A 25,560-nucleotide genomic window follows, 5' to 3' on the forward strand; every position below is an offset into this window, starting at 1 on the left:
AAACGAGGTTAGAAGAGATGATTTTTGATACACATACACACTTGAATGTAGAAGAATTTGCAGGTCGTGAGGCAGAAGAAATTACCTTGGCTGCTGAGATGGGTGTGACACAGATGAATATTGTTGGTTTTGATAAACCGACGATTGAGCGTGCTTTGGAGTTGGTGGATGAGTATGACCAACTCTACGCGACTATTGGTTGGCATCCGACAGAAGCTGGGACGTATACAGAGGAGATTGAAGCCTACTTGCTTGACAAGCTCAAGCATTCCAAGGTGGTTGCTTTAGGTGAAATTGGTTTAGACTACCATTGGATGACAGCGCCAAAAGAAGTACAGGAGCAGGTTTTTCGTCGTCAGATTCAGCTATCTAAGGACTTGGATTTGCCTTTTGTTGTCCATACCCGTGATGCGCTGGAAGATACCTATGAGATTATTAAGAGCGAGGGAGTTGGTCCCCGAGGTGGTATCATGCATTCATTTTCAGGGACGCTTGAGTGGGCAGAGAAGTTTGTGGAGCTTGGTATGATCATTTCCTTCTCAGGAGTGGTGACTTTCAAGAAGGCAACTGACATCCAAGAAGCAGCTAAAGAGTTACCTTTGGACAAGATTTTGGTGGAAACAGATGCGCCCTACTTGGCTCCTGTTCCTAAACGGGGTCGTGAAAATAAAACAGCCTACACTCGCTATGTAGTGGACTTTATCGCGGATTTGCGTGGCATGACGACCGAGGAGTTATCGGCAGCAACGACTGCAAATGCAGAACGAATTTTTGGATTGGACAGCAAGTAATGAAAGAAAAAATTTCCCAAGTTATCGTGGTCGAAGGGCGCGATGATACGGCTAATCTCAAACGCTATTTCGATGTAGAGACCTATGAGACACGAGGTTCTGCCATCAATGAGCAGGATTTAGAGCGGATTCAGCGTCTACACCAACGTCATGGAGTCATTGTCTTTACAGATCCAGATTTTAATGGGGAGCGAATTCGTCGCATGATTATGACGGCTATTCCAACAGTCCAGCATGCCTTCCTCAAACGAGATGAAGCTGTTCCCAAGTCCAAGACCAAGGGGCGTTCTTTGGGAATTGAGCATGCCAGCTATGAAGACCTGAAAACGGCTCTAGCTCAGGTGACAGAACAATTTGAACATGAGAGTCAGTTTGACATCAGTCGTAGCGACTTGATTCGCCTTGGTTTTCTAGCAGGAGCAGATAGCCGTAAGCGTAGAGAATATCTAGGAGATGCTCTCCGACTCGGCTATTCCAACGGCAAGCAACTTCTCAAGCGCTTAGAACTATTTGGAGTAACCTTGGCAGAAGTGGAAGAAGCTATGAAATCTTATAAGAATAGTTAAGCAGCCACCAAATGTAAGGGGAATGTGTTACAATAGAAGTAAGTAGATTTATGTCAGGGGATTCACTTTGATAATATTTAAATAGATGTTTACAAGGAAAGAGTGAAATGAAAATACGAGTTGATAGAGAATCTATCTGCATGGGGGATGATGTTTTCTCTCATCAGATGGATCTTGATGTCCCGAAGGATATGACAGTTGAGGAGTTTTGTAGTTTTCTTCAAAAGGACAGATATCTGCCTAGATTGGATACGGAATGGCTTCTACGACATGGTGGGCAGACAGTAACAAGTTATAATACAGAAACAAAAGAATTGACGAATCCAAATGTTTCTTTAACAGAGCTCATTTATCAGAGTTCAGGAGACAATGAGTTTGTTTGGATAATAAAACGCCGTTTACACTAGAAAAGAGAATAGATGAGAATTGCAGATTATAGCGTGACCAAGGCAGTGCTGGAGCGTCACGGTTTTACTTTTAAAAAGTCCTTTGGGCAAAATTTCTTGACGGATACCAATATTTTACAAAAAATCGTGGATACGGCTGAGATTGATGACCAGGTTAATGTCATCGAAATCGGGCCAGGGATTGGTGCCTTGACAGAATTTTTGGCTGAGCGTGCAGCAGAAGTTATGGCCTTTGAGATTGACCACCGTTTGGTACCGATTTTGGCAGATACCTTGCGTGATTTTGACAATGTGACAGTGGTTAACGAGGACATTCTCAAGGTCGATTTGGCGCAGCATATCCAGAATTTTAAAAATCCTGACCTGCCAATTAAGGTAGTAGCCAACTTGCCTTACTACATCACGACGCCTATTCTCATGCACTTGATTGAGAGCGGGATTCCTTTTAGTGAGTTTGTGGTCATGATGCAAAAAGAGGTAGCTGACCGCATTTCCGCTCAACCGAATACCAAGGCTTACGGTAGCTTGTCGATTGCGGTGCAGTATTACATGACTGCCAAGGTTGCTTTCATCGTGCCTCGTACGGTCTTTGTGCCAGCGCCAAACGTGGACTCTGCTATTTTGAAAATGGTGCGTCGTCCAGAACCAGCCGTAGCAGTGGAAGACGAGAACTTCTTCTTTAAGGTTTCTAAGGCTAGTTTCACTCATCGCCGTAAAACCTTGTGGAACAATTTGACAGGTTACTTTGGCAAGACTGAGGAAGTTAAGGACAAGCTGACCAAGGCTTTGGATCAGGCAGGCTTGTCACCAAGTGTGCGTGGGGAAGCTCTCAGCTTGGCAGAATTTGCCAGTCTAGCAGACGCGCTTAAAGGGCAAGGACTCTAAGATGCAGGGACAAATTATTAAAGCCTTGGCAGGCTTCTACTATGTAGAGAGTGATGGCCAGGTCTATCAAACACGCGCGCGTGGAAATTTCCGTAAAAAAGGCCATACTCCTTACGTTGGGGACTGGGTAGATTTCTCTGCCGAGGAAAATTCAGAAGGCTATATTCTCAAGATTCACGAACGGAAAAACAGTCTGGTCCGTCCGCCCATTGTCAATATTGACCAAGCTGTGGTAATTATGTCCGTCAAGGAACCTGATTTTAACAGCAATTTGCTGGATCGTTTCTTGGTTCTTTTGGAGCACAAGGGCATCCATCCTATCGTCTATATTTCCAAAATGGATTTGTTGGAAGATAGGGGAGAACTGGATTTTTATGAACAGACTTATGGTGATATCGGCTACGACTTTGTGACCAGTAAGGAGGAACTCCTACCTTTGTTAACAGGTAAGATTACAGTCTTTATGGGGCAGACAGGGGTTGGAAAATCAACTCTTCTCAATAAAATCGCACCAGACCTTAATCTTGAAACAGGGGAAATTTCAGACAGTCTGGGTCGTGGGCGCCACACTACTCGAGCAGTTAGTTTTTACAACCTCAATGGGGGTAAAATCGCAGACACACCAGGTTTTTCATCGCTGGATTATGAAGTGTCAACGGCGGAAGACCTCAATCAGGCCTTTCCAGAGATTGCTACTGTCAGTCGAGACTGTAAGTTCCGTACTTGTACCCATACCCATGAGCCGTCCTGTGCTGTCAAGCCAGCAGTTGAAGAAGGTACCATTGCGCCCTTCCGTTTTGAAAATTATCTGCAATTCCTTAGTGAGATTGAAAATCGCAGAGAAACTTATAAAAAGGTCAGTAAAAAAATTCCAAAATAAGGAGAAACCTATGTCTCAATACAAGATTGCTCCGTCAATTCTGGCAGCAGATTATGCCAACTTTGAACGTGAAATCAAACGTCTAGAAGCGACTGGTGCAGAATATGCCCATATCGATATCATGGATGGTCACTTTGTACCACAAATCAGTTTTGGTGCAGGTGTGGTCGAAGCTCTTCGCCCTCATAGCAAGATGGTCTTTGACTGCCACTTGATGGTCTCTAATCCAGAGCATCATTTAGAAGATTTTGCGCGTGCAGGTGCCGATATCATCAGCATCCATGTGGAAGCAACGTCTCATATTCATGGTGCCCTCCAAAAAATTCGTTCACTCGGAGTTAAGCCTTCAGTCGTTATCAATCCCGGCACACCAGTTGAAGCCATCAAGCACGTCCTTCATCTAGTTGACCAAGTTTTAGTCATGACAGTTAACCCAGGCTTTGGTGGGCAAGCCTTTCTACCAGAGACCATGGATAAGGTCCGTGAGTTGGTTGCTCTTCGTGATGAAAAAGGCTTGAACTTTGAAATCGAAGTGGATGGCGGGATTGATGGCCAAACTATTGCTCAAGCCAAAGAAGCTGGTGCGACTGTTTTTGTAGCAGGTTCCTATGTCTTTAAGGGAGATGTCAATGAGCGAGTACAAACTCTCAGAAAACAACTGGACTAAGGTTGCCGTTTTTGCAGGCGGAGACCGTGGTCATTATCGGACGGACTTTGATGCTTTTGTTGGTGTGGATCGAGGCTCGCTCTGGGTCTTGGAAGAAGACTTGCCTCTTGCTCTAGCAGTTGGAGATTTTGATTCTGTCACTGCAGAAGAGCGACAGGTGATTCAAAAATGTGCCCAGCATTTTGTCCAAGCGCGACCAGAAAAAGATGATACCGATTTGGAACTGGCTCTCTTGACCATCTTTGAACAAAATCCTCAGGCTCAAGTCACTATTTTCGGTGCTTTGGGTGGTCGTATTGACCATATGTTGGCTAACGTCTTTCTACCTAGCAATCTTAAGTTGGCACCATATATGCGTCAAATAGAAATTGAGGATGGGCAAAATTTAATTGCCTATTGTCCAGAAGGGACCAGTCAGCTAGAACCTCGCTCGGACTATGACTATCTTGCCTTTATGCCAGTTCGAGATAGCCAGCTGACCATTCTCGGTGCTAAGTATGAGTTGACAGAGGAAAATTTTTTCTTTAAAAAAGTGTACGCTTCTAACGAATATATAGATAGGGAAGTGTCGGTGACTTGCCCAGATGGCTATGTGGTCGTGCTACATAGTAAGGACAGGAGGTAGAATGGAAAGTTTACTTGTTCTATTATTGATTGCCAACCTAGCTGGCCTCTTTCTCATTTGGCAAAGGCAGGATAAGCAGGAAAAACATCTCAGTAAGAGCTTGGAGGATCAGGCAGATCACTTGTCAGACCAGTTGGATTACCGCTTTGAACAAGCCAGACAAGCCAGTCAGTTAGATCAGAAAGACTTGGAAGTAGCTGTCAGCGACCGTTTGCAAGAAATGCGAATGGAATTGCACCAAGGTCTGACTCAGGTCCGTCAAGAAATGACAGATAATCTCTTGCAAACTAGAGATAAGACCGACCAACGTCTTCAAGCCTTGCAGGAATCAAATGAGCAACGTTTGGAACAAATGCGCCAAACAGTCGAGGAAAAACTAGAAAAGACCTTACAGACACGCTTGCAGGCTTCCTTTGAGACAGTTTCCAAGCAATTGGAGTCTGTCAATCGTGGTCTTGGAGAAATGCAGACTGTTGCCCGCGATGTCGGCGCCCTTAATAAGGTTCTCTCAGGAACCAAGACGAGAGGTATTCTGGGTGAATTGCAACTGGGGCAAATCATCGAAGACATCATGACACCTGCCCAGTACGAAAGAGAATTTGCAACGGTTGAAAACTCCAGTGAACGAGTGGAATATGCCATCAAGTTGCCCGGACAAGGCGACCAAGAGTACGTCTATCTACCAATTGACTCCAAGTTTCCACTGGCAGATTATTACCGCTTAGAAGAAGCCTATGAAGCAGGTGACAAGGATGAGATTGAACGCTGTCGTAAGTCGCTCCTAGCCAGCGTCAAACGCTTTGCCAAGGATATCAGGAACAAGTACATAGCACCGCCTCGAACGACCAATTTTGGAGTTTTGTTTGTGCCAACAGAAGGTCTCTACTCAGAAATCGTCCGCAATCCGGTCTTCTTTGATGACTTGAGACGGGAGGAGCAGATTATTGTCGCAGGTCCAAGTACCCTATCAGCCCTTCTTAACTCCCTATCAGTTGGCTTCAAAACTCTAAATATCCAAAAGAGTGCCGACCATATCAGTAAGACTCTTGCCAGTGTCAAGACCGAGTTTGGCAAGTTCGGTGGTATTCTTGTAAAGGCACAAAAACATCTCCAACATGCCTCTGGCAATATTGATGAACTATTAAACCGTCGTACCACAGCTATCGAGCGGACGCTCCGTCACATTGAGTTGTCAGAAGGTGAGCCTGCGCTTGATCTACTCCATTTTCAAGAAAATGAGGAAGAATATGAAGATTAGTCACATGAAAAAAGATGAGCTATTTGAAGGCTTTTACCTAATCAAGTCAGCTGACCTGAGGCAAACTCGAGCTGGGAAAAACTACCTAGCCTTTACCTTCCAAGATGATAGTGGCGAGATTGAAGGGAAGCTCTGGGATGCCCAACCTCATAACGTTGAGGCCTTTACCGCAGGTAAGGTTGTCCACATGAAAGGGCGCCGAGAAGTTTATAACAACACCCCTCAAGTCAATCAAATTACTCTCCGCCTGCCTCAACCTGGCGAACCCAATGATCCAGCTGATTTCAAGGTCAAGTCACCAGTTGATGTCAAGGAAATCCGTGACTATATGTCGCAAATGATTTTCAAAATTGAAAATCCTGTTTGGCAACGAATTGTCCGAAATCTCTACACCAAGTATGATAAGGAATTTTACTCTTATCCAGCAGCCAAGACCAACCATCATGCCTTTGAAACGGGTTTGGCCTATCATACGGCGACCATGGTGCGTTTAGCGGATGCTATTAGCGAAGTCTATCCTCAGCTCAATAAGAGCCTGCTCTATGCAGGGATTATGCTGCATGACTTAGCTAAAGTCATCGAGTTGACGGGACCAGACCAGACCGAATACACAGTTAGAGGCAATCTCCTTGGGCATATCGCTCTGATTGATAGTGAAATTACCAAGACAGTGATGGAACTCGGCATCGATGATACCAAGGAAGAAGTCGTTCTGCTTCGTCACGTAATCCTTAGTCACCATGGCTTACTTGAGTATGGAAGTCCAGTCCGTCCACGCATTATGGAAGCAGAGATTATCCATATGATTGACAATCTGGATGCTAGCATGATGATGATGTCAACAGCTCTTGCTTTGGTAGATAAAGGAGAGATGACCAATAAAATCTTCGCTATGGACAATCGTTCCTTCTATAAACCAGATTTAGATTAACAATTTAAGAAAAATGAGCATTTTTTAGGATAAGAATGTTCGTTTTTTTATGTGAATATGGTATAATAGATAAAATATCAAAATTAAATGAAATGGGAAATAGAAATGAAATTAAGAAGAAGTGATCGAATGGTTGTCATTTCCAACTATTTGATTAATAATCCTTATAAACTAACTAGTCTCAATACTTTTGCTGAAAAGTATGAATCTGCTAAATCATCCATCTCAGAGGATATCGTCATTATCAAACGAGCCTTTGAGGAAATTGAAATCGGTCATATCCAGACAGTAACTGGTGCTGGTGGTGGTGTCATTTTCACACCATCAATCTCAAGCCATGATGCCAAGGAAATGGTTGAGGACTTGCGTGCTAAGTTGTCAGAAAGTGACCGTATCTTGCCAGGTGGCTATATCTACCTGTCTGATTTGCTTAGTACACCAGCTATCTTGAAAAATATTGGTCGCATTATTGCCAAGAGCTTTATGGACCAAAAAATTGATGCGGTTATGACAGTAGCTACTAAGGGTGTTCCACTTGCAAATGCAGTTGCCAATGTCCTCAATGTTCCCTTTGTTATTGTGCGCCGTGACCTGAAAATTACCGAAGGTTCAACTGTCAGCGTCAACTATGTATCCGGTTCAAGTGGAGATCGCATTGAGAAAATGTTTCTTTCAAAACGCAGTCTCAAGGCAGGCAGCCGTGTCTTGATTGTGGATGACTTCTTGAAAGGCGGCGGAACTGTCAATGGGATGATTAGTCTCTTGCGTGAGTTTGATTCGGAATTGGCTGGTGTAGCAGTCTTTGCGGATAATGCCCAAGAAGAACGTGAAAAGCAGTTTGACTACAAGTCACTCTTGAAGGTAACCAATATTGATGTCAAGAACCAAACCATCGATGTTGAGGTTGGCAATATCTTTGACGAAGATAAATAAGAGATAGAACTAAAGGTTGGAACGATTGTCCCAGCCTTTCTTTGCAAATAGAATAGAAGGAAACTTATGAAAACACCATTTATCAATAAAGAAGACTTAGAAAAGATTGTTGCCGAGTTCCCGACTCCCTTTCACTTGTATGATGAGAAGGGAATTCGTGAAAAGGCAAGAGCCGTCAACCAAGCATTTTCGTGGAACAAGGGCTTTAAGGAATATTTTGCAGTTAAGGCTACTCCAACTCCAGCTATTTTGAAAATTCTCCAAGAGGAAGGTTGCGGTGTGGACTGCTCTAGTTATGTGGAGCTTTTGATGAGTCATAAACTGAATTTCCCTGGTTCTGAGATCATGTTCTCTTCAAACAATACGCCAGACAAGGAATACGCCTATGCACGTGAATTGGGTGCGACCATTAACTTGGATGCCTTTGAAGATATTGAACATCTAGAGCGTGCAGCAGGCATTCCAGAAATTATCTCTTGTCGTTACAATCCTGGAGGCGTTTTTGAACTGGGAACAGATATTATGGACAATCCTGGAGAAGCCAAGTTTGGTATGACCAAGGACCAGCTCTTTGAAGCTTTTGCCATCTTGAAGGAAAAAGGAGCCAAGACTTTTGGGATTCACTCCTTCCTAGCGTCCAATACCGTCACCCATCTCTATTACCCAGAGTTGGCTCGTCAGCTTTTTGAATTGGCTGTTGAAATCAAGGAAAAGTTGGGCATTTCGCTAGACTTTATCAATCTTTCTGGCGGTATTGGTGTCAACTATCGTCCAGACCAGGAGCCAAATGATATTGCCTTGATTGGTGAGGGAGTTCGTAAGGTGTATGAAGAGGTCCTTACGCCAGCAGGTCTTGGTCAGGTTAAGATTTTCACCGAATTGGGTCGTTTTATGTTGGCACCTCACGGTGCTTTGGTCACAAGAGTCACTCATAAGAAGGAAACCTACCGTACCTATCTAGGTGTGGATGCATCAGCAGTCAACCTCATGCGTCCAGCCATGTACGGAGCCTACCACCATATTACCAATCTGACCCATCCAGATGGACCAGCTGAAGTTGTAGATGTGGTTGGTTCACTCTGTGAAAACAATGATAAATTTGCAGTAAATCGTGAACTACCTCATACAGAAATCGGTGATTTGCTGGTAATTCATGATACAGGTGCTCATGGTTTTTCAATGGGCTACCAGTACAATGCCAAACTTCGTTCTGCGGAAATCCTCTATACCGAAGAAGGTAAAGCCCGTCAAATCCGCCGTGCAGAGCGCCCTGAGGACTACTTTGCAACCTTGTATGGCTTTGATTTTGAAGAATAAAATGATAAGTAATTGAAAATGAAATTGAAAAACAGATTGCTTTCTAAAAAATAGGCAAAAATCTTGTTTTTCCTTCAAGTCGTGATATAATAAAACTATAAAACGTTTTCAAGGAAGGTAACGATATGTCTGAAGAAACAATTGATTATGGACAAGTGACAGGAATGGTGCATTCGACAGAAAGTTTTGGGGCGGTAGATGGCCCTGGTATTCGCTTTATTGTCTTTTTGCAGGGCTGTCACATGCGTTGCCAGTATTGCCATAACCCGGATACTTGGGCTATGGAGTCCAATAAGTCACGTGAACGGACGGTAGATGATGTCTTGACAGAGGCCTTGCGCTACCGCGGTTTCTGGGGAAATAAGGGCGGTATTACAGTCAGTGGAGGAGAAGCCCTCTTGCAGATTGATTTCCTGATTGCTCTCTTCACCAAGGCTAAGGAACAAGGAATCCACTGTACTTTGGACACCTGTGCCCTTCCTTTCCGTAATAAACCACGTTACCTTGAGAAGTTTGACAAACTCATGGCTGTCACTGACTTGGTCCTCTTGGATATCAAAGAAATCAACGAAGAACAGCACAAGATTGTTACTAGCCAAACCAATAAAAATATCTTGGCCTGTGCCCAGTATTTATCAGATATTGGAAAACCTGTCTGGATTCGCCACGTGCTAGTTCCAGGGTTGACAGACAGAGATGATGACTTGATTGAACTTGGTAAATTCGTCAAGACCCTTAAAAATGTTGATAAGTTTGAAATTCTACCTTATCACACTATGGGAGAATTCAAATGGCGTGAATTGGGAATTCCATATTCACTCGAAGGGGTTAAACCACCAACAGCAGATCGCGTCAAGAACGCTAAAAAACTCATGGATACCGAAAGTTATCAAGACTATATGAAACGTGTACATGGATAAAAAAGAAGCCTGATGGAAACATCGGGCTTTTGATACTCAATGAAAATCAAAGAGCAAACTAGGAAGCTAGCCACAGGCTGCTCAAAACATGGTTTTGAGGTTGTGGATAGAACTGACGAAGTCAGTAACATATATACGGCAAGGCGAAGCTGACGTGGTTTGAAGAGATTTTCGAAGAGTATGACTTGCAAAAAAGACTTAGCAAACTAGCTAAGCCTTTTTCTTCTTATCTCGAACGTTGTTTTCCAGCGTTGCGATTTTTGTGTTTTTTCTTGCTTGTGATAGCAGTTGGTTGTTCAGGAGTAACGTCTTTTCGTCCACTTGGTGTAGAGAAAGCACGTGCTTTTGGTGGGTTCTTGGCTAGTTCTTCACGGACTTTTTTGCGAAGTTTTGGACGAACGATATAGTTGACGATAAACTGTTGGAGAATCATCATGAAACCACCAACAACCCAGTAAAGTGTGACACTAGCTGGTGAGAAAAGGGAGAAGACGACGATCATGAGTGGGCTCATGTAAATCATTTTCTTGATTTGTTCTCTTTGCATTTCATCTTCTACTCCGTGAAGTGAAAGGAGCGATTGAAGATAGTAAAGAATACCAGCACAGGCAACCAAAATCATACTTGGAGAACCTAGAGGAATTCCTAGGTAGCTTGCTTGAGCAACACCTTCAGTATGTTGGGCAGCAAAGTAGATAGCAGAGAAGAAAGGCATTTGAAGGAGGATAGGGAAACATCCTACACCACCAAACATGCTGATGCCGTGCTCTTTTTGAGCTGCAAAGAGAGCTTGTTGGGCTTCGAGTTTTTCTTCTTGAGTAGTTGCTTCTTTGAGACGCGTTTGGTGTGGCTCAAGGACGTGCTTGAGGGCGTTCATCTTTTCAGAGTGAAGCGTTGCCTTCCATGATTGGTAGATACCAAGTGGCAAGATAATCAAGCGCACGATAATGGTTACGATAATGATAGCGACACCGAAGCCTAGACCTTTATCAGTAGCGAAGTACTTGATAGCTTCTCCCATCGGAGCACCCAAGAAATCCCAAACGGGACCAATTGGCTTACCTGTTGCTTTATCAATCTGAACGCAACCAGTCAAGACTAGCAACATAGCCACTCCCATAGCTGAGAGTGCAAAACGTTTAATAGATTTCACTGTTTTTATTCCTTCTTTAAAAATTATACCTTTCTATTCTACTGTTTTTTTACAAAATATACAATAGTTCTAGAGACCTAATTTGCGATTTTAAAGTCAGGGTAGGGAGGAAAGTTGCTTAGTTTGACATCTAAGTAGCTGACTTTTGAAAAAGGTGTGGGTCCTTTGCGGATTTCTTGGATAAATTTTGCCATAGTGGCAGAGGAGTCTGCCTGAGCAAGAATTTCCACTGTGCCATCGTCATTATTCCAGACACGACCAGTGATGCCACCGATTTCAAGAGCTAAAGTATAAACACCCCAGCGAAAACCAACACCTTGCACCCTGCCTTGGGCAATCATTCTAACCTTTTGCATACCAAACCCCTTTGATTGTGTTATAATATTTCTATGACTATTATAACCTCAAAAGCCAATTCTGTGGTAAAAAATGCCAAGAAATTACATCAAAAAAAATATCGAAAGTCTGCTTATTTGATCGAGGGCTGGCACTTATTCGAAGAAGCTGTTCAAGCTGGAGTGACGATTGAGAAGATTTTTGCCCTAGAAAGTTACCGAGATCAGCTAGCGACTTTTCCTCAAACTATCTGGGTTTCAGAGGAGATTTTGCTGGATTTGGCGGATTCTCAGACTCCACAGGGAATTGTTGCCGTGGTTCAAAAAGAAGAAGTAGGACAAGCTGACTTTAGTCAGGGCAAGTTCTTGTTTTTGGAAGATGTGCAAGATCCTGGTAATGTGGGAACTATCATTCGGACTGCGGATGCAGCAGGTTTTACTGGAGTAATTGTTTCAGAAAAGTCGGCAGATATCTACAGTCTCAAGACCTTACGTTCGATGCAAGGCAGTCATTTCCACCTGCCCATTTACCGGATGTCGAGCCAAGCGCTTCTCGAGAAAGCTAAAAAGGCAGCTATTCCAGTGCTGGCAACAACCCTATCTAAAGATTCTGTTGATTACAGAGAACTGCCTCCTATAGAAAATTTTGTACTAGTCATGGGAAATGAGGGTCAAGGAATTAGTCCCCTTATGGCTGAAAGTGCAGACCAGTTGGTTCACATTAGCATGAAGGGGCAGGCAGAGAGTCTCAACGTTGCAGTTGCAGCCGGTATTTTGATTTTCCATTTAAGCTAATTTTAACTTTCTTTGTTATAATCAAGGAAAGACATTCATAAAAAAGGAGACAAGGATGAATCATACTATTATACAAGACCGTACTGGTCTCAATCAATTTTACGCTAAGGTCTATGCCTTTGTTGGATTAGGCATCGGATTATCCGCTTTGGTATCTGGCCTCATGTTGACTGTTTTTCAGTCTCAGTTGGTTTACTTTTTGATGCAGGGACGTCTCTGGTTGACCATTGCAACCCTTGCGGAGCTAGCACTAGTCTTCGTTGCCAGTAACATGGCCTTAAAGAATAGTCCAGCTGCTCTTCCAGTATTTTTACTTTACTCTGTTTTAAACGGCTTTACCCTCAGTTTTGTGGTGGCCTTCTATACTCTGGGTACAGTTTTATCTGCCTTTGTATCGAGCGCCCTTCTCTTCTTTGTCATGGCGGCAGTTGGCATGTTCACCAAGAAAGACTTGAGCGGGCTTGGTCGAGCGATGATGGCGGCTCTTATCGGTTTGCTGATTGCCATGGTAGTTAATATTTTCTTGGCTAGTGGTTTCTTTGATTATATGATTAGCGTAGCCATGGTTTTGGTTTTCTCAGGGCTGATTGCTTGGGACAACCAAAAAATTCGCTATGCCTATGAGCAATCACAAGGTCGTGTAGCGACAGGTTGGGTTGTGTCAATGGCTCTTAGTATCTATCTTGATTTTATCAATCTTTTCCTAAGTATTCTACGTATCTTTGGTCGCAATGACTAGAAGGTCCCTAACATCAGTGTTCGAAGGAGCACTGATTTTTTCGTATTTGCTCTTTCCTTTTCTTGGAAATAGGTGTATAATGCTTTTAATTAATTTTTTGAGGAGTAGTTTATGAAGAAAAGTTTTATTCATCAACAAGAAGAGATTTCCTTTGTCAAAAACACTTTTACCCAGTATTTGAAAGATAAGTTAGAAGTTGTCGAAGTTCAAGGTCCTATCTTGAGTAGGGTCGGCGATGGTATGCAGGACAACTTATCAGGTGTGGAGAATGCCGTATCGGTCAAGGTTCTCCAAATCCCTGATGCTACTTATGAAGTGGTGCACTCACTTGCTAAATGGAAACGTCATACTTTGGCCCGTTTTGGTTTCGGTGAGGGAGAGGGTCTTTTTGTCCACATGAAGGCCCTTCGTCCAGACGAAGATTCGCTGGATGCGACCCACTCTGTTTATGTTGACCAGTGGGACTGGGAGAAAGTTATCCCAAATGGTAAGCGTAACATCGCTTATCTAAAAGAAACAGTTGAGAAGATTTACAAGGCTATTCGTCTTACTGAGCTAGCTGTTGAAGCCCGCTATGACATCGAATCAATCTTGCCAAAACAAATCACTTTTATCCACACAGAAGAGTTGGTAGAACGCTACCCAGACTTGACACCAAAAGAGCGTGAAAATGCTATTTGTAAAGAATTTGGAGCAGTCTTCTTGATCGGTATCGGTGGTGAATTACCAGACGGTAAACCGCATGATGGACGTGCACCAGACTACGATGACTGGACAAGTGAGTCTGAAAATGGCTACAAGGGTCTAAATGGTGATATTCTTGTCTGGAATGAGTCTCTGGGTGGAGCCTTTGAGTTGTCTTCTATGGGAATCCGTGTAGACGAAGAAACGCTTCGCCGTCAGGTTGCCATCACAGGTGATGAAGACCGTTTAGAATTGGAATGGCACAAGGCTTTGTTGAACGGCCTATTCCCATTGACAATCGGTGGAGGAATTGGACAATCTCGGATGGCCATGTTCCTACTTCGCAAGAAACACATCGGAGAGGTGCAAACAAGTGTTTGGCCTCAAGAAGTCCGCGATACTTACGAAAATATTTTGTAGAGAATCGAACCGCAAGGTTCGGTTTTCTTTCTCTTTTCGCCCATAATTTGGTATAATAAACGGTATGAAAATCGTATCAGGAATCTATGGGGGACGTCCCCTCAAGACACTAGAAGGAAAGACGACAAGACCTACTTCGGATAAGGTTAGGGGAGCCATTTTTAACATGATTGGTCCCTACTTTGAAGGGGGACGAGTCTTGGACCTGTATGCAGGTAGTGGTGGTCTATCTATCGAGGCAGTCTCGCGTGGCATGTCCAGCGCTGTTTTGGTGGAGCGCGACCGTAAGGCTCAGGCTATCGTGGCTGAAAATATTCAGATGACCAAGGAAGTTGGAAAATTTCAACTCCTCAAGATGGATGCGGAACGAGCCTTGGAACAGGTATCTGGGGAATTCGACCTCATTTTCTTAGACCCTCCTTATGCCAAGGAACAAATCGTAGCAGATATTGAAAAAATGGCTGAGAGAGAGCTTTTTTCTGAAGATGTTATGGTGGTTTGTGAGACAGATAAAATGGTAGAACTTCCAGAAGAAATTGCCTGCCTGGGTATCTGGAAGGAAAAAATTTATGGAATTAGTAAGGTGACAGTTTATGTCAGATAAGATTGGCTTATTCACAGGCTCATTTGATCCGATGACAAATGGGCATCTGGATATCATTGAACGGGCGAGCAGACTCTTTGATAAGCTCTATGTCGGTATTTTTTTTAATCCCCACAAACAAGGATTTCTTCCTATCGAAAATCGTAAACGGGGGTTAGAAAAGGCTTTGAAACATTTGGAAAATGTTGAAGTTGTGTCTTCTCATGATGAATTGGTGGTTGATGTCGCAAAAAGACTGGGGGCTACTTGTCTAGTGCGTGGTTTGAGGAATGCAGCGGATTTGCAATATGAAGCCAGTTTTGATTACTACAACCATCAGCTGTCTCCTGATATAGAGACCATATATTTACATAGTCGACCTGAACATCTCTATCTCAGTTCATCAGGCGTTAGAGAGCTTTTGAAATTTAGTCAGGATATTGCTTGCTATGTTCCTTATAGTATTTTGGAGGAAATAAGAAATGAAAAAAAAGATTAGATGGCCCTTATATGTCATTGCGGCCTTAATTGTGACTTTCTTGGCATTTGTAGTGCCCTTGCCCTATTATATAGAGGTTCCAGGTGGTTCGGAAGATATTCGCCAAGTCCTTAAAGTCAATGACACAGAAGATAAGGAAGCTGGTGCCTATCAATTCGTTACGGTTGGTATCCAGCGCGCTACTTTAGCCCATATGATTTATGCTTGGTTGACGCCTTTTACAGATATTCGTAGTGCCCAAGAGACTACAGGTGGTTCTTCCGATGTGGAATTTATGCGGATTAATCAATTCTACATGCAAACATCGCAAAATATGGCCAAATATCAAGGGCTAAAAACAGCTGGTAAAGATATCGAACTCAAATACCTTGGGGTTTATGTCTTGACTGTGACGGATAATTCGACCTTTAAAGGGATTCTCAACATCTCTGATACGGTCACAGCAGTCAATGATCAAACCTTTGACAGTTCCAAAGACTTGATTGATTACGTCAATTCTCAAAAACTAGGGGACTCCGTCAAGGTCACCTATGAAGAGGATGGGCAAACCAAGTCTGCAGAAGGTAAGATTATCACCTTGGAAAATGGCAAAAATGGGATTGGAATCGGTTTGATTGACCGTACGGAAGTGACCAGTGATGTCCCAATTCGCTTTTCAACAGCTGGTATCGGTGGTCCAAGTGCAGGTCTCATGTTTAGTCTGGCCATCTATACTCAAATAGCTGACCCTGGTCTTCGTAATGGTCGTATCGTTGCCGGTACAGGTACCATTGATCGCGATGGGAATGTGGGGGACATTGGAGGTATTGATAAGAAAGTTGTTGCTTCGGCTAGAGAAGGTGCTGCTATTTTCTTTGCCCCGGATAACCCTGTTAGCGAAGAAGAACAAAAAGCGCATCCTGATGCTAAAAACAACTACCAAACAGCCCTAGAAGCAGCCAAAACAATCAAGACTGATATGAAAATCGTGCCAGTTAAAACCCTACAAGATGCAATTGATTACTTGAAAAACAATCCCTAGTTTTAAGTTAAGTTTCCAAACTAGCGCACAAACAGAGAAGATGGTATAATAGTCAAATGGTTCAATTATTATTCACTCTAAGCAGTCACATGCTCTTTATTTACGTGAGTTTTTACCTTTTAAAGGATCTTGTTCGATGGGAAAAGGTTTTAAAAGTGACAGCTGAGAATACAGGAAAAGTTCGTTTACTAGTAGCCTTTTTTAGCATTGTAATGGGCTACATCATGAGTTCTTTCTTTATCAGCCTATATCAGTTGTGGCAAGAAGCGTTTAGAGGATTATTATAAAATCAAGAGTAAAGGAAATAAGTATGGAAAAAATTGTGGTTCAAGGTGGCGATAATCGTCTGGTAGGAAGTGTTACGATCGAAGGAGCAAAGAATGCAGTCTTACCCTTGTTGGCAGCGACAATTCTAGCAAGTGAAGGAAAGACTGTTTTGCAGAACGTTCCTATCTTGTCAGATGTTTTCACTATGAATCAGGTGGTTCGTGGTTTAAATGCCAAGGTGGATTTTAATGAAGAAGATCATCTTGTTGAGGTGGACGCGACTGGCGATATCACTGAGGAAGCTCCTTACAAATATGTCAGCAAGATGCGCGCATCTATCGTTGTCTTGGGGCCAATCCTTGCCCGTGTAGGCCATGCCAAGGTATCCATGCCAGGTGGTTGTACGATTGGTAGTCGCCCTATTGATCTTCATTTGAAAGGTCTAGAAGCTATGGGGGCTAAGATCAGTCAGACAGCTGGTTATATCGAAGCCAAGGCTGATCGCTTACATGGAGCTCATATCTATATGGACTTCCCAAGTGTTGGTGCTACTCAGAACTTGATGATGGCAGCGACTCTAGCTGATGGGGTGACAGTGATTGAAAATGCTGCGCGTGAGCCTGAGATTGTTGACCTAGCCATTCTCCTCAATGAAATGGGAGCTAAGGTTAAGGGTGCTGGTACAGAGACCATTACCATTACCGGTGTTGAGAAACTTCATGGTACGACTCACAATGTAGTCCAAGACCGTATCGAAGCCGGAACCTTTATGGTAGCTGCTGCCATGACTGGTGGTAATGTCTTGATTAAAGACGCTGTCTGGGAGCACAACCGTCCCTTGATTGCCAAATTGCTTGAAATGGGAGTGGAAGTGACAGAGGAGTCTGAAGGAATTCGAGTTCGATCTCAACTAGAAAATTTAAAAGCTGTTCATGTGAAAACCTTGCCCCACCCAGGTTTTCCAACGGATATGCAGGCCCAATTTACAGCCTTGATGACCGTCGCAAAAGGGGAATCAACTATGGTGGAGACAGTTTTCGAAAATCGTTTCCAACATCTAGAAGAAATGCGTCGCATGGGCTTGCACTCTGAGATTATCCGTGATACAGCTCGTATTGTTGGTGGTCAACCTTTGCAGGGGGCAGAAGTTCTTTCAACTGACCTTCGTGCCAGTGCTGCCTTGATTTTGACAGGTTTGGTAGCACAAGGAAAAACTGTAGTTGGTAAATTGGTTCACTTGGATAGAGGTTACTACCGTTTCCATGAGAAGTTGGCACAGCTAGGTGCTAAGATTCAGCGGATTGAGGCAAGTGATGAAGATGAATAAGAAATCAAGCTACGTAATCAAGCGTTTACTTCTAGTCATTTTGGTACTGTTTTTAGGTGCTCTAGCCCTAGGTATCGGCTTAATGGTAGGTTATGGAATCTTGGGCAAGGGTCAAGATCCATGGGCTATCCTGTCTCCAGCAAAATGGCAGGAATTGATTCATAAATTTACAGGAAATTAGGCTGGAGAACCAGTCTTTTTCTAGAGATAAGGAGAAAAATGGATAAAAAAACAAGACAGACACTGATCGGGCTGCTAGTGTTATTGCTTTTATCTGCGGGAAGCTATTATATCAAGCAGATGCAGTCGACAGCTAATAGTCCTAAAACAAAGGTTAGTCAGAGAAAACAAGCGTCGGAAGCTCCTAGTCAAGCATTGGCAGAGAGTGTTTTAACAGACGCGGTCAAGAGTCAAATAAAAGGGAGCCTGGAGTGGAATGGCTCAGGTGCTTTTATCGTCAATGGTAATAAAACAAATCTAGATGCCAAGGTTTCAAGTAAGCCTTATGCTGATAATAAAACAAAGACAGTGGGCAAGGAAACGGTACCAACCGTAGCTAATGCCCTCTTGTCTAAGGCTACTCGTCAGTACAAGAATCGTGAAGAAACTGGGAATGGTTCGACTTCATGGACTCCTCCAGGCTGGCATCAGGTTAAGAATCTAAAGGGTACTTATACCCATGCGGTTGATAGAGGTCACTTGTTAGGCTATGCCTTAATCGGTGGCTTGGATGGTTTTGATGCCTCGACAAGCAATCCTAAAAACATTGCTGTTCAAACGGCCTGGGCAAATCAGGCGCAAGCCGAGGATTCGACTGGTCAAAACTACTATGAAAGTATGGTACGTAAGGCCTTGGATAAAAACAAGCGTGTCCGTTACCGTGTAACCCTTTACTACGCTTCGAATGAGGATTTGGTTCCTTCAGCTTCACAGATTGAAGCCAAGTCTTCAGACGGAGAATTGGAATTTAATGTTCTAGTTCCCAATGTTCAAAAGGGGCTTCAATTGGATTACCGAACTGGAGAAGTGACTGTTACTCAGTAAAATATAACATAAACTCCTATGTCACTTGTGGATATAGGAGTTCTTTCTTACTAGTTTAAGCAGGGCTACAATAGACACTGATACTCAATGAAAATCAAAGTGCAAACTAGGAAGCTAGCCGCAGGTTGCTCAAAGCACAGTTTTGAGGTTGCAGATAAAGCTGACGTGGTTTGAAGAGATTTTCGAAGAGTATGGGAAAAATAATATGTACTGGACTATATTTTGTGATATAATAAAGGATAAGATACTATTTTAGGAGAAGAACTATGGAAGACCCAAGTAGTCAGAATTTGTTGCTACAATTTGTTTTATTGTTTATCTTGACGGTGTTAAATGCCTTTTTCTCAGCCACAGAAATGGCCATGGTGTCACTAAATCGTGCGCGGGTTGAACAAAAGGCAGAAGAAGGAGATAGACGCTATATCCGTCTGCTGAAGGTACTAGAAAATCCTAACCACTTTTTATCAACCATTCAAGTAGGGATTACCCTGATTACAATCTTATCAGGGGCGAGTTTGGCAGAAACTCTGGGACGAGAAATTGCATCTTGGCTTGGAAATGGCGAAACAGCTTATGCCGTAGCAAGTTTTCTATCTTTAGCATTTTTGACTTATATTTCCATCGTTTTTGGGGAATTATACCCTAAGAGAATCGCTCTTAATCTAAAGGATGCCTTGGCGATTCGTACAGCGCCAGTTATCATTGGGCTTGGGAAACTAGTTAGTCCCTTTGTTTGGCTCTTATCTGCATCTACCAATCTCTTGAGTCGCTTGACTCCGATGACCTTTGACGATGCTGACGAAAAAATGACCCGTGATGAAATTGAGTACATGTTGACAAATAGTGAAGAAACACTAGATGCTGACGAAATTGAGATGTTACAAGGGATTTTTTCACTAGATGAACTGATGGCCAGAGAAGTCATGGTTCCTCGAACGGATGCCTTTATGGTCGATATTCAGGATGATAGTCAAACCATCATCCAAAGTATTTTAAAACAAAATTATTCTCGTATCCCTGTCTATGATGGAGACAAGGATAACGTGATTGGAATCATTCACACCAAGAGTCTCCTTAATGCGGGCTTTGTGGACGGTTTTGACAATATTGTTTGGAAGAAAATCTTACAAGATCCACTTTTTGTTCCTGAAACTATTTTTGTGGATGACTTATTAAAAGAACTGCGCAATACTCAAAGACAAATGGCAATCTTGCTAGATGAATACGGTGGGATGGCTGGTTTGGTGACCCTGGAAGACCTCTTAGAGGAAATCGTTGGGGAAATCGATGACGAAACAGATAAGGCTGAAATCGAAGTTCATAAAATTGGAGAAGATACTTATATTGTTCAAGGTACCATGAATCTCAATGCATTTAATGACTACTTTGATGTTGAACTGGAAAGTGATGACGTTGATACCATCGCTGGTTACTATTTGACAGGGGTTGGGACCATTCCAACGACCGAGAAACTCAGTTATGAATTAGTCAGCCAAAACAAAAAGCTTATCCTAACCAATGATAAAGTGAAAAATGGACGTGTTACCAAGGTAAAAGTCCAAATTACCGAAGTTGAAATAGAAGAAGAAACAGAGTAAACTAGAGGCTTTTGTCACCAGGCGTGACGAAGCTTTTTTCAGTTGATTTCAAAAGGAAATTGTGTCCTCGAAAAACTCAGCCCCAAACTTGCCCCAAAAGTTTTTTAAAGTTATACGTATTTATTCAAGGAAAAAGAAAAAAAGCCCTTTAAATTGGGCTTTCTGTTTAAATGAAACCTGATAAATCAAGTTAAAGAAGGCGGTAGACGGATTTGAACCGACGATCAAGCTTTTGCAGAGCCGTGCCTTACCACTTGGCTATACCGCCTTAACGTTTATTATTATACCTTGAAAATGATTTTCAGTCAATAGCTTTTTCAGATTTTTTGTATCAATAAGCCTAAATATTCTGAAAATTCGTTTACTTTTCTTGAAATCTATGATATAATTGATGATAACCTATACTTTATTTATAAGAGGAGTAAATAAATGAAAAAAAGTCAAGTGCTTGCTGTAGCGGGAGCTACCTTATTAGCGTCAGGAGTTCTAGCTGCGTGTTCAAACACTAGTTCAAATAATGCTAAACTAGCAAAAGATTACCAATATGTTTATCAAACAGATCCAGAAACCTTGGATTATATCGTCAGCAATATCGATTCAACATCATTCGTCACAACAAATGCTGTAGATGGTTTGTTGGCTAATGATAAATATGGTAACCTGGTTCCTTCTATTGCTGAATCATGGACAGTTTCAAAAGATGGTTTGACTTATACCTATAAAATCCGTAAGGATGCTAAATGGGTGACAGCAGAGGGAGAAGAATACGCTCCTGTAACTGCTAAAGACTTCGTTACTGGTTTGAAACACGCCGTAGATGGAAAATCAAAAGGACTTTCAATCGTTAGCTCTTCTATTAAGGGATTAGAAGCCTATATCAAGGGTGAAACAAGCGATTTTTCAACCGTTGGAGTAAAAGCGCTTGATGATCAAACACTAGAATATACTTTGAACCAGCCAGAAACTTTCTGGAATGACAAGACCACTAGTGGTATTTTGATGCCGGTTAATGAAGAATTCTTAACTTCAAAAGGGGAAGGTTTTGGTGCCCCAACCGATGCTAACTCTATTCTTTATAACGGTCCATTTGTCTTAAAATCTGTAACTCCAAAATCATCTATCGAGATGGCTAAAAATGATGCTTACTGGGACAAAGAAAATGTAAAAATTGAGAACGTTAAGTTCACTTTCTGGGATGGTAAGGACCAAGATGTGATTGCTAAAGGTTTTGCCGATGGTCAATATAGCAAGGCCCGTATCTTCCCTACAAGTTCTACATATGAAAAATATGCAGCTGACTTTAAAGATAACATTTACTTTAATGAACCAGGTGCGGGTGTTGCAACTGTCAGCTTGAATTATGGCCGTACAACCTATAACCACACTGCCAAAACAAGTGATGCTCAAAAGACATCTACTCAGAAAGCATTGCTAAACAAGGAATTCCGTCAAGCCTTGAACTTTGCTGTCGATCGCAATTCTTACTCAGCTCAAACAAATGGTACTGATGGAGCTGCAGTAGCCATCCGTAATACGTTTGCACCTTATAATCTTCAAGTTGGTAAGAAAACATTTGGTGAATTGGTACAAGATAGCTTGGCTAAGACAAATTCTTCTACTTGGTCAAACGTGTCTCTAGCAGATTCTCAAAATGGACTTTACAATGAAGAAAAAGCGAAAGAAGTCTTTGCTAAAGCAAAATCAAGCCTACAAGTTGAAGGTGTTGAATTCCCAATCCACTTGGATGCCTTGGTTATCCAAGAATCAACAGCGGTTGTAAACCGTGTTCAATCATTGAAACAATCAATTGAAAAAGTATTGGGTTCAGATAATGTTGTTGTAGACTTACAACAAATGACTCAAGCAGAAGCTTTACCAATTTCATTTAGCGCTCCAACAGCTAAAGAGCAAGACTGGGATATCCATACCTTGCTAGGATGGAACCCTGACTATCAAGATCCTTCTACTTTCTTGGATCAATTCGTCCTTAAGGGAGGAAGCACTCGTCTTTACCTTGGTATTGACCAAAACACAGATGCATCAGTAGTAAGCAAACTTGGTTTAGCTGACTATGGAAAATTACTTGATGACGCAAACAGCGAAAACCAAGATGTTCAAAAACGTTATGAAAAATACGCGGTGGCACAAGCTTGGTTGACTGACAATGCTTTGACAATTCCAGTAATGGCTTCTCCAAAAGAAACAGCCGTTTCATATGTTTCAAAAGTTCTACCATTTAGCTCTTCATATTCAGTAGCCGGCCTTAAAGGTGAAAATTCAGGATACTTGAAGTACACTGAAGTTGGTGAAAAAGCAATCACCAAAGAAGAGTATGAAAAAGCTCGTGAAAAATGGTTGAAAGAAAAGACTGAGTCAAACGAGAAAGCTCAAAAAGAATTGGCAAGTCATGTGAAGTAAATAATTTTCAATAGAACTTTCTCTCCATGAGGAGAAGGTTCTTTTGGGATTTTTAAAGGAAATGATATGAAAAAATATATTTTTATGCGTGTTTTGCGGTCATTGGTTTCTATCTTCTTAGTAACAACCTTGACTTACACGATTATCTATACAATGGTTCCTCGAAAATTGATTTTCAAACAGGATACCAACTATAACAAGATTGCTACAACTGCTGATAAACGTGATAACTATGAGAATACCGTTTATGAGCGTATGGGCTATATCGAGTACTACGATACCAAAGAGTTGCAAGAAAAAGCTAGCCAGATGGATGCTTCTGTAACAGTTGAAGCCAATGATACCAACAAGGCTATCTATGAAAAATACATCAAACAAATCGGTCATGGTTGGACCCTGGGAGAATTTACTGAAAGTGGCCAATTCTACGCTACACGTGAAATTCCAATTTTTGAACGTGTGTTTAAATTCTATGCAAACTTGCTTGATATCGACCACACAAACAAGATTCAGGACCCAGAAAATCCAAATTTGGAGCGTTATTTGCGTTTTGAAAATGATCCCGCTATCGGCTGGTCTCTGGTAGGTTCAGGGACTAAACACAAGTACCTCTTGTACTTCAATAGTCAGTTCCCATTTGTTCACCAAAACTTTGTGAACTTGAATTTGGGTGATTCATATCCAACTTATGCTAATACTCCTGTGCTTCAAGTTATCACACAAGGACAAGGTCAAACTAAGACATCAGAAGTGCAATTCCCAACTGGTAAGAAAACATCTTCAGTTAATATCTACTCAAGAACCTACAAATCGCCTAGTCAGGCTGATTCTCGTGAAGTAGCTAACTATGGGAAAGATGACCCATATACTGCAACTGAAAGCAACTACCAATATCCTTCTATGATTGCTAGCTCTGCAGTCGTTGGATTGATTGGTTTGGTGATTTCTTATGCGATTGCCGTGCCACTTGGTTCAGCTATGGCTCGCTTCAAGAATACTTGGATTGATAGCTTCTCAACAGGGTTTTTGACCTTCTTGATGGCCCTTCCAACCATTGCCTTGGTTTACATTGTTCGTTTGATTGGATCATCAATTGGTCTTCCAGATTCATTCCCTATCTTGGGTGCTGGAGATTGGCGTTCGTATGTTTTACCAGCAGTTATCCTTGGTTTATTGGGTGCTCCTGGTACAGCTATTTGGATTCGTCGTTACATGATTGACTTGCAATCACAGGACTTTGTTCGTTTTGCTCGTGCAAAAGGTTTGTCTGAAAAAGAAATTTCAAACAAACACATCTTTAAAAATGCCATGGTTCCGCTGGTTTCAGGAATTCCTGGTGCTGTTATCGGGGTTATCGGTGGTGCAACCCTTACTGAAACAGTCTTCGCTTTCCCAGGTATGGGTAAAATGTTGATTGACTCTGTAAAAGCATCTAATAACTCTATGGTCGTAGGTCTTGTCTTCATCTTTACATGTATTTCTATCTTCTCACTTCTTTTGGGAGATATTTGGATGACTATTATTGACCCACGTATTAAATTGACTGAGAAAGGAGGCAAATAATGTCTACAATCGATAAAGAAAAATTTCAGTTCGTAAAACGTGACGATTTTGCCTCTGAAGCCATTGATGCGCCAGCCTATTCATACTGGGGCTCAGTGTTTAGACAATTTATGAAGAAGAAATCAACTGTAGTCATGTTGGGAATCTTGGTAGCTATCATTTTGATGAGTTTCATCTACCCAATGTTTTCTAAGTTTGATTTCAATGATGTCAGCAAAGTAAACGACTTTAGTGCTCGTTATATCAAGCCAAATGCTGAGCATTGGTTCGGTACAGACAGTAACGGTAAATCTCTCTTTGACGGTGTCTGGTTCGGAGCTCGTAACTCTATCCTCATTTCTGTGATTGCGACAGTGATTAACTTGGTTATCGGTGTTTTTGTCGGTGGTATTTGGGGAATTTCAAAATCAGTTGACCGTGTGATGATGGAAGTTTATAATGTCATCTCAAACATCCCATCTCTTTTGATTGTCATTGTCTTGACTTACTCAATCGGAGCTGGATTCTGGAATCTGATTTTTGCTATGAGTGTGACTACTTGGATTGGTATTGCTTACTCAATTCGTATTCAGATCATGCGTTATCGTGACTTGGAGTATAACCTTGCTTCACGTACACTTGGAACACCAACCTTTAAGATTGTTGTAAAAAACATTATGCCACAATTGGTATCTGTTATCGTTACGACGACATCTCAAATGCTTCCAGCCTTTATCTCATACGAAGCTTTCCTTTCATTCTTTGGACTTGGATTGCCGATTACAGTTCCAAGTTTAGGTCGTTTGATTTCAGATTACTCTCAGAACGTAACGACAAATGCATACCTCTTCTGGATTCCATTGACAACTCTTGTCTTGGTATCCTTATCCCTTTTCGTAGTTGGTCAAAACTTAGCGGATGCTAGTGATCCACGTACACATAGATAGGAGTAGAA

28 protein-coding genes and 1 tRNA gene are annotated in these 25,560 nt (G+C 42.1%); 26 read left to right on the forward strand and 3 right to left on the reverse strand.

Annotated features, from left to right (window positions below; genetic code table 11):
- Positions 1 to 17: 17 nt before the first annotated feature.
- From ACLNCW_RS07675 to pflA, 12 genes are all read left to right on the forward strand, one after another.
- Positions 18 to 791 carry a TatD family hydrolase gene (locus tag ACLNCW_RS07675; RefSeq protein ID WP_424845832.1) on the forward strand — a complete coding sequence of 258 codons (774 nt, stop codon included), beginning with the start codon at positions 18 to 20 and terminating at the stop codon, positions 789 to 791.
- Positions 791 to 1,357, forward strand: a complete 567-nt coding sequence (gene rnmV / locus ACLNCW_RS07680) for a ribonuclease M5 (RefSeq protein WP_424845834.1) — start codon at positions 791 to 793, stop codon at positions 1,355 to 1,357. The genes ACLNCW_RS07675 and rnmV overlap by 1 nt, the downstream gene beginning before the upstream one ends.
- A 107-nt stretch (positions 1,358 to 1,464) precedes the next feature.
- A complete protein-coding gene (locus ACLNCW_RS07685) occupies positions 1,465 to 1,764 on the forward strand; it encodes a hypothetical protein (RefSeq protein ID WP_033688101.1) in 300 nt (99 codons plus the stop codon).
- 12 nt (positions 1,765 to 1,776) lie between these two features.
- Positions 1,777 to 2,649 carry a 16S rRNA (adenine(1518)-N(6)/adenine(1519)-N(6))-dimethyltransferase RsmA gene (gene rsmA / locus ACLNCW_RS07690; protein ID WP_001216838.1) on the forward strand — a complete coding sequence of 291 codons (873 nt, stop codon included), beginning with the start codon at positions 1,777 to 1,779 and terminating at the stop codon, positions 2,647 to 2,649.
- A 1-nt stretch (position 2,650) separates the two neighbouring features.
- Positions 2,651 to 3,529: a ribosome small subunit-dependent GTPase A gene (gene rsgA, locus ACLNCW_RS07695; protein ID WP_424845837.1), complete on the forward strand. Its 879-nt coding sequence runs from the start codon at positions 2,651 to 2,653 to the stop codon at positions 3,527 to 3,529.
- A gap of 10 nt (positions 3,530 to 3,539) precedes the next feature.
- Positions 3,540 to 4,196: a ribulose-phosphate 3-epimerase gene (gene rpe / locus ACLNCW_RS07700; protein ID WP_424845839.1), complete on the forward strand. Its 657-nt coding sequence runs from the start codon at positions 3,540 to 3,542 to the stop codon at positions 4,194 to 4,196.
- Positions 4,159 to 4,821 (forward strand): thiamine diphosphokinase, encoded by a 663-nt coding sequence (locus tag ACLNCW_RS07705; RefSeq protein ID WP_424845842.1) that lies wholly within the window; start codon positions 4,159 to 4,161, stop codon positions 4,819 to 4,821. Before rpe ends, ACLNCW_RS07705 begins: the two co-directional genes overlap by 38 nt.
- A 1-nt stretch (position 4,822) precedes the next feature.
- The gene (gene rmuC, locus ACLNCW_RS07710) at positions 4,823 to 6,079 is read left to right on the forward strand and encodes a DNA recombination protein RmuC (protein ID WP_424845844.1); all 1,257 of its coding nucleotides are present in this window, start codon (positions 4,823 to 4,825) and stop codon (positions 6,077 to 6,079) included.
- The gene (locus tag ACLNCW_RS07715) at positions 6,069 to 7,010 is read left to right on the forward strand and encodes a 3'-5' exoribonuclease YhaM family protein (protein WP_049492793.1); all 942 of its coding nucleotides are present in this window, start codon (positions 6,069 to 6,071) and stop codon (positions 7,008 to 7,010) included. The genes rmuC and ACLNCW_RS07715 overlap by 11 nt, the downstream gene beginning before the upstream one ends.
- A 105-nt stretch (positions 7,011 to 7,115) precedes the next feature.
- Entirely contained in the window at positions 7,116 to 7,943 is an 828-nt protein-coding gene (purR, locus tag ACLNCW_RS07720; protein ID WP_004255834.1) for a pur operon repressor, read from the forward strand.
- A 66-nt stretch (positions 7,944 to 8,009) separates the two neighbouring features.
- Complete coding sequence (locus ACLNCW_RS07725; protein ID WP_004255836.1) at positions 8,010 to 9,260, forward strand: diaminopimelate decarboxylase; 1,251 nt, start codon at positions 8,010 to 8,012, stop codon at positions 9,258 to 9,260.
- Positions 9,261 to 9,385: 125 nt separating this feature from the next.
- Positions 9,386 to 10,180: a pyruvate formate-lyase-activating protein gene (gene pflA, locus ACLNCW_RS07730; protein WP_004255837.1), complete on the forward strand. Its 795-nt coding sequence runs from the start codon at positions 9,386 to 9,388 to the stop codon at positions 10,178 to 10,180.
- Positions 10,181 to 10,406: 226 nt separating this feature from the next.
- On the opposite strand, the gene yidC is transcribed toward pflA, so the two are convergent.
- Positions 10,407 to 11,333 (reverse strand): membrane protein insertase YidC, encoded by a 927-nt coding sequence (gene yidC / locus ACLNCW_RS07735; protein WP_004255840.1) that lies wholly within the window; start codon positions 11,331 to 11,333, stop codon positions 10,407 to 10,409.
- Between the two features lie 77 nt (positions 11,334 to 11,410).
- Complete coding sequence (locus tag ACLNCW_RS07740; protein WP_424845847.1) at positions 11,411 to 11,689, reverse strand: acylphosphatase; 279 nt, start codon at positions 11,687 to 11,689, stop codon at positions 11,411 to 11,413.
- A gap of 33 nt (positions 11,690 to 11,722) precedes the next feature.
- Between ACLNCW_RS07740 and ACLNCW_RS07745 the strand changes: the two genes are divergently transcribed.
- The 11 genes from ACLNCW_RS07745 to ACLNCW_RS07795 all read left to right on the forward strand — a co-directional run bounded on the left by ACLNCW_RS07745 (position 11,723) and on the right by ACLNCW_RS07795 (position 20,645).
- The gene (locus tag ACLNCW_RS07745; RefSeq protein WP_424845849.1) at positions 11,723 to 12,463 is read left to right on the forward strand and encodes a TrmH family RNA methyltransferase; all 741 of its coding nucleotides are present in this window, start codon (positions 11,723 to 11,725) and stop codon (positions 12,461 to 12,463) included.
- Between the two features lie 55 nt (positions 12,464 to 12,518).
- Complete coding sequence (locus ACLNCW_RS07750) at positions 12,519 to 13,202, forward strand: Bax inhibitor-1/YccA family protein (RefSeq protein WP_424845851.1); 684 nt, start codon at positions 12,519 to 12,521, stop codon at positions 13,200 to 13,202.
- A 111-nt stretch (positions 13,203 to 13,313) separates the two neighbouring features.
- The gene (gene asnA / locus ACLNCW_RS07755; protein WP_000748003.1) at positions 13,314 to 14,306 is read left to right on the forward strand and encodes an aspartate--ammonia ligase; all 993 of its coding nucleotides are present in this window, start codon (positions 13,314 to 13,316) and stop codon (positions 14,304 to 14,306) included.
- A gap of 64 nt (positions 14,307 to 14,370) precedes the next feature.
- Positions 14,371 to 14,910: a 16S rRNA (guanine(966)-N(2))-methyltransferase RsmD gene (gene rsmD / locus ACLNCW_RS07760; RefSeq protein ID WP_371613669.1), complete on the forward strand. Its 540-nt coding sequence runs from the start codon at positions 14,371 to 14,373 to the stop codon at positions 14,908 to 14,910.
- A complete protein-coding gene (gene coaD, locus ACLNCW_RS07765) occupies positions 14,900 to 15,388 on the forward strand; it encodes a pantetheine-phosphate adenylyltransferase (RefSeq protein WP_424845854.1) in 489 nt (162 codons plus the stop codon). Before rsmD ends, coaD begins: the two co-directional genes overlap by 11 nt.
- Positions 15,372 to 16,409: a SepM family pheromone-processing serine protease gene (locus tag ACLNCW_RS07770; RefSeq protein ID WP_424845856.1), complete on the forward strand. Its 1,038-nt coding sequence runs from the start codon at positions 15,372 to 15,374 to the stop codon at positions 16,407 to 16,409. The genes coaD and ACLNCW_RS07770 overlap by 17 nt, the downstream gene beginning before the upstream one ends.
- 56 nt (positions 16,410 to 16,465) lie before the next feature.
- The gene (locus tag ACLNCW_RS07775) at positions 16,466 to 16,696 is read left to right on the forward strand and encodes a DUF1146 family protein (RefSeq protein ID WP_004255861.1); all 231 of its coding nucleotides are present in this window, start codon (positions 16,466 to 16,468) and stop codon (positions 16,694 to 16,696) included.
- A gap of 23 nt (positions 16,697 to 16,719) precedes the next feature.
- The gene (gene murA / locus ACLNCW_RS07780) at positions 16,720 to 18,003 is read left to right on the forward strand and encodes a UDP-N-acetylglucosamine 1-carboxyvinyltransferase (RefSeq protein WP_004255865.1); all 1,284 of its coding nucleotides are present in this window, start codon (positions 16,720 to 16,722) and stop codon (positions 18,001 to 18,003) included.
- A complete protein-coding gene (locus tag ACLNCW_RS07785; protein WP_004241151.1) occupies positions 17,996 to 18,184 on the forward strand; it encodes a DNA-directed RNA polymerase subunit beta in 189 nt (62 codons plus the stop codon). Before murA ends, ACLNCW_RS07785 begins: the two co-directional genes overlap by 8 nt.
- A gap of 38 nt (positions 18,185 to 18,222) precedes the next feature.
- Entirely contained in the window at positions 18,223 to 19,047 is an 825-nt protein-coding gene (endA, locus tag ACLNCW_RS07790; RefSeq protein WP_261057112.1) for a DNA-entry nuclease EndA, read from the forward strand.
- Between the two features lie 266 nt (positions 19,048 to 19,313).
- Positions 19,314 to 20,645, forward strand: a complete 1,332-nt coding sequence (locus ACLNCW_RS07795) for a hemolysin family protein (RefSeq protein WP_024057807.1) — start codon at positions 19,314 to 19,316, stop codon at positions 20,643 to 20,645.
- Between the two features lie 197 nt (positions 20,646 to 20,842).
- On the opposite strand, the gene ACLNCW_RS07800 is transcribed toward ACLNCW_RS07795, so the two are convergent.
- A tRNA-Cys gene (locus ACLNCW_RS07800) sits at positions 20,843 to 20,913 on the reverse strand.
- Positions 20,914 to 21,074: 161 nt separating this feature from the next.
- Between ACLNCW_RS07800 and ACLNCW_RS07805 the strand changes: the two genes are divergently transcribed.
- The 3 genes from ACLNCW_RS07805 to oppC all read left to right on the forward strand — a co-directional run bounded on the left by ACLNCW_RS07805 (position 21,075) and on the right by oppC (position 25,552).
- Positions 21,075 to 23,063, forward strand: a complete 1,989-nt coding sequence (locus tag ACLNCW_RS07805; RefSeq protein WP_023947089.1) for a peptide ABC transporter substrate-binding protein — start codon at positions 21,075 to 21,077, stop codon at positions 23,061 to 23,063.
- Between the two features lie 66 nt (positions 23,064 to 23,129).
- Positions 23,130 to 24,626 (forward strand): ABC transporter permease, encoded by a 1,497-nt coding sequence (locus ACLNCW_RS07810; protein ID WP_020902008.1) that lies wholly within the window; start codon positions 23,130 to 23,132, stop codon positions 24,624 to 24,626.
- The gene (gene oppC, locus ACLNCW_RS07815) at positions 24,626 to 25,552 is read left to right on the forward strand and encodes an oligopeptide ABC transporter permease OppC (protein WP_004255894.1); all 927 of its coding nucleotides are present in this window, start codon (positions 24,626 to 24,628) and stop codon (positions 25,550 to 25,552) included. Before ACLNCW_RS07810 ends, oppC begins: the two co-directional genes overlap by 1 nt.
- Positions 25,553 to 25,560 lie beyond the last annotated feature (8 nt).

Source organism: Streptococcus sp. CL6.22, assembly GCF_049738055.1.
Taxonomy (GTDB): Bacteria; Bacillota; Bacilli; order Lactobacillales; family Streptococcaceae; genus Streptococcus; species Streptococcus mitis_DJ.

Bases quoted from the DNA above. Each gene is read 5' to 3' on its own strand.
- ACLNCW_RS07675 (WP_424845832.1), top strand. From the start codon at position 18: ATGATTTTTGATACACATACACACTTGAATGTAGAAGAATTTGCAGGT.
- rnmV (WP_424845834.1), top strand. From the start codon at position 791: ATGAAAGAAAAAATTTCCCAAGTTATCGTGGTCGAAGGGCGCGATGAT.
- ACLNCW_RS07685 (WP_033688101.1), top strand. From the start codon at position 1,465: ATGAAAATACGAGTTGATAGAGAATCTATCTGCATGGGGGATGATGTT.
- rsmA (WP_001216838.1), top strand. From the start codon at position 1,777: ATGAGAATTGCAGATTATAGCGTGACCAAGGCAGTGCTGGAGCGTCAC.
- rsgA (WP_424845837.1), top strand. From the start codon at position 2,651: ATGCAGGGACAAATTATTAAAGCCTTGGCAGGCTTCTACTATGTAGAG.
- rpe (WP_424845839.1), top strand. From the start codon at position 3,540: ATGTCTCAATACAAGATTGCTCCGTCAATTCTGGCAGCAGATTATGCC.
- ACLNCW_RS07705 (WP_424845842.1), top strand. From the start codon at position 4,159: ATGAGCGAGTACAAACTCTCAGAAAACAACTGGACTAAGGTTGCCGTT.
- rmuC (WP_424845844.1), top strand. From the start codon at position 4,823: ATGGAAAGTTTACTTGTTCTATTATTGATTGCCAACCTAGCTGGCCTC.
- ACLNCW_RS07715 (WP_049492793.1), top strand. From the start codon at position 6,069: ATGAAGATTAGTCACATGAAAAAAGATGAGCTATTTGAAGGCTTTTAC.
- purR (WP_004255834.1), top strand. From the start codon at position 7,116: ATGAAATTAAGAAGAAGTGATCGAATGGTTGTCATTTCCAACTATTTG.
- ACLNCW_RS07725 (WP_004255836.1), top strand. From the start codon at position 8,010: ATGAAAACACCATTTATCAATAAAGAAGACTTAGAAAAGATTGTTGCC.
- pflA (WP_004255837.1), top strand. From the start codon at position 9,386: ATGTCTGAAGAAACAATTGATTATGGACAAGTGACAGGAATGGTGCAT.
- ACLNCW_RS07740 (WP_424845847.1), bottom strand. From the start codon at position 11,689: ATGCAAAAGGTTAGAATGATTGCCCAAGGCAGGGTGCAAGGTGTTGGT.
- ACLNCW_RS07745 (WP_424845849.1), top strand. From the start codon at position 11,723: ATGACTATTATAACCTCAAAAGCCAATTCTGTGGTAAAAAATGCCAAG.
- ACLNCW_RS07750 (WP_424845851.1), top strand. From the start codon at position 12,519: ATGAATCATACTATTATACAAGACCGTACTGGTCTCAATCAATTTTAC.
- asnA (WP_000748003.1), top strand. From the start codon at position 13,314: ATGAAGAAAAGTTTTATTCATCAACAAGAAGAGATTTCCTTTGTCAAA.
- rsmD (WP_371613669.1), top strand. From the start codon at position 14,371: ATGAAAATCGTATCAGGAATCTATGGGGGACGTCCCCTCAAGACACTA.
- coaD (WP_424845854.1), top strand. From the start codon at position 14,900: ATGTCAGATAAGATTGGCTTATTCACAGGCTCATTTGATCCGATGACA.
- ACLNCW_RS07770 (WP_424845856.1), top strand. From the start codon at position 15,372: ATGAAAAAAAAGATTAGATGGCCCTTATATGTCATTGCGGCCTTAATT.
- ACLNCW_RS07775 (WP_004255861.1), top strand. From the start codon at position 16,466: ATGGTTCAATTATTATTCACTCTAAGCAGTCACATGCTCTTTATTTAC.
- murA (WP_004255865.1), top strand. From the start codon at position 16,720: ATGGAAAAAATTGTGGTTCAAGGTGGCGATAATCGTCTGGTAGGAAGT.
- ACLNCW_RS07785 (WP_004241151.1), top strand. From the start codon at position 17,996: ATGAATAAGAAATCAAGCTACGTAATCAAGCGTTTACTTCTAGTCATT.
- endA (WP_261057112.1), top strand. From the start codon at position 18,223: ATGGATAAAAAAACAAGACAGACACTGATCGGGCTGCTAGTGTTATTG.
- ACLNCW_RS07795 (WP_024057807.1), top strand. From the start codon at position 19,314: ATGGAAGACCCAAGTAGTCAGAATTTGTTGCTACAATTTGTTTTATTG.
- ACLNCW_RS07805 (WP_023947089.1), top strand. From the start codon at position 21,075: ATGAAAAAAAGTCAAGTGCTTGCTGTAGCGGGAGCTACCTTATTAGCG.
- ACLNCW_RS07810 (WP_020902008.1), top strand. From the start codon at position 23,130: ATGAAAAAATATATTTTTATGCGTGTTTTGCGGTCATTGGTTTCTATC.
- oppC (WP_004255894.1), top strand. From the start codon at position 24,626: ATGTCTACAATCGATAAAGAAAAATTTCAGTTCGTAAAACGTGACGAT.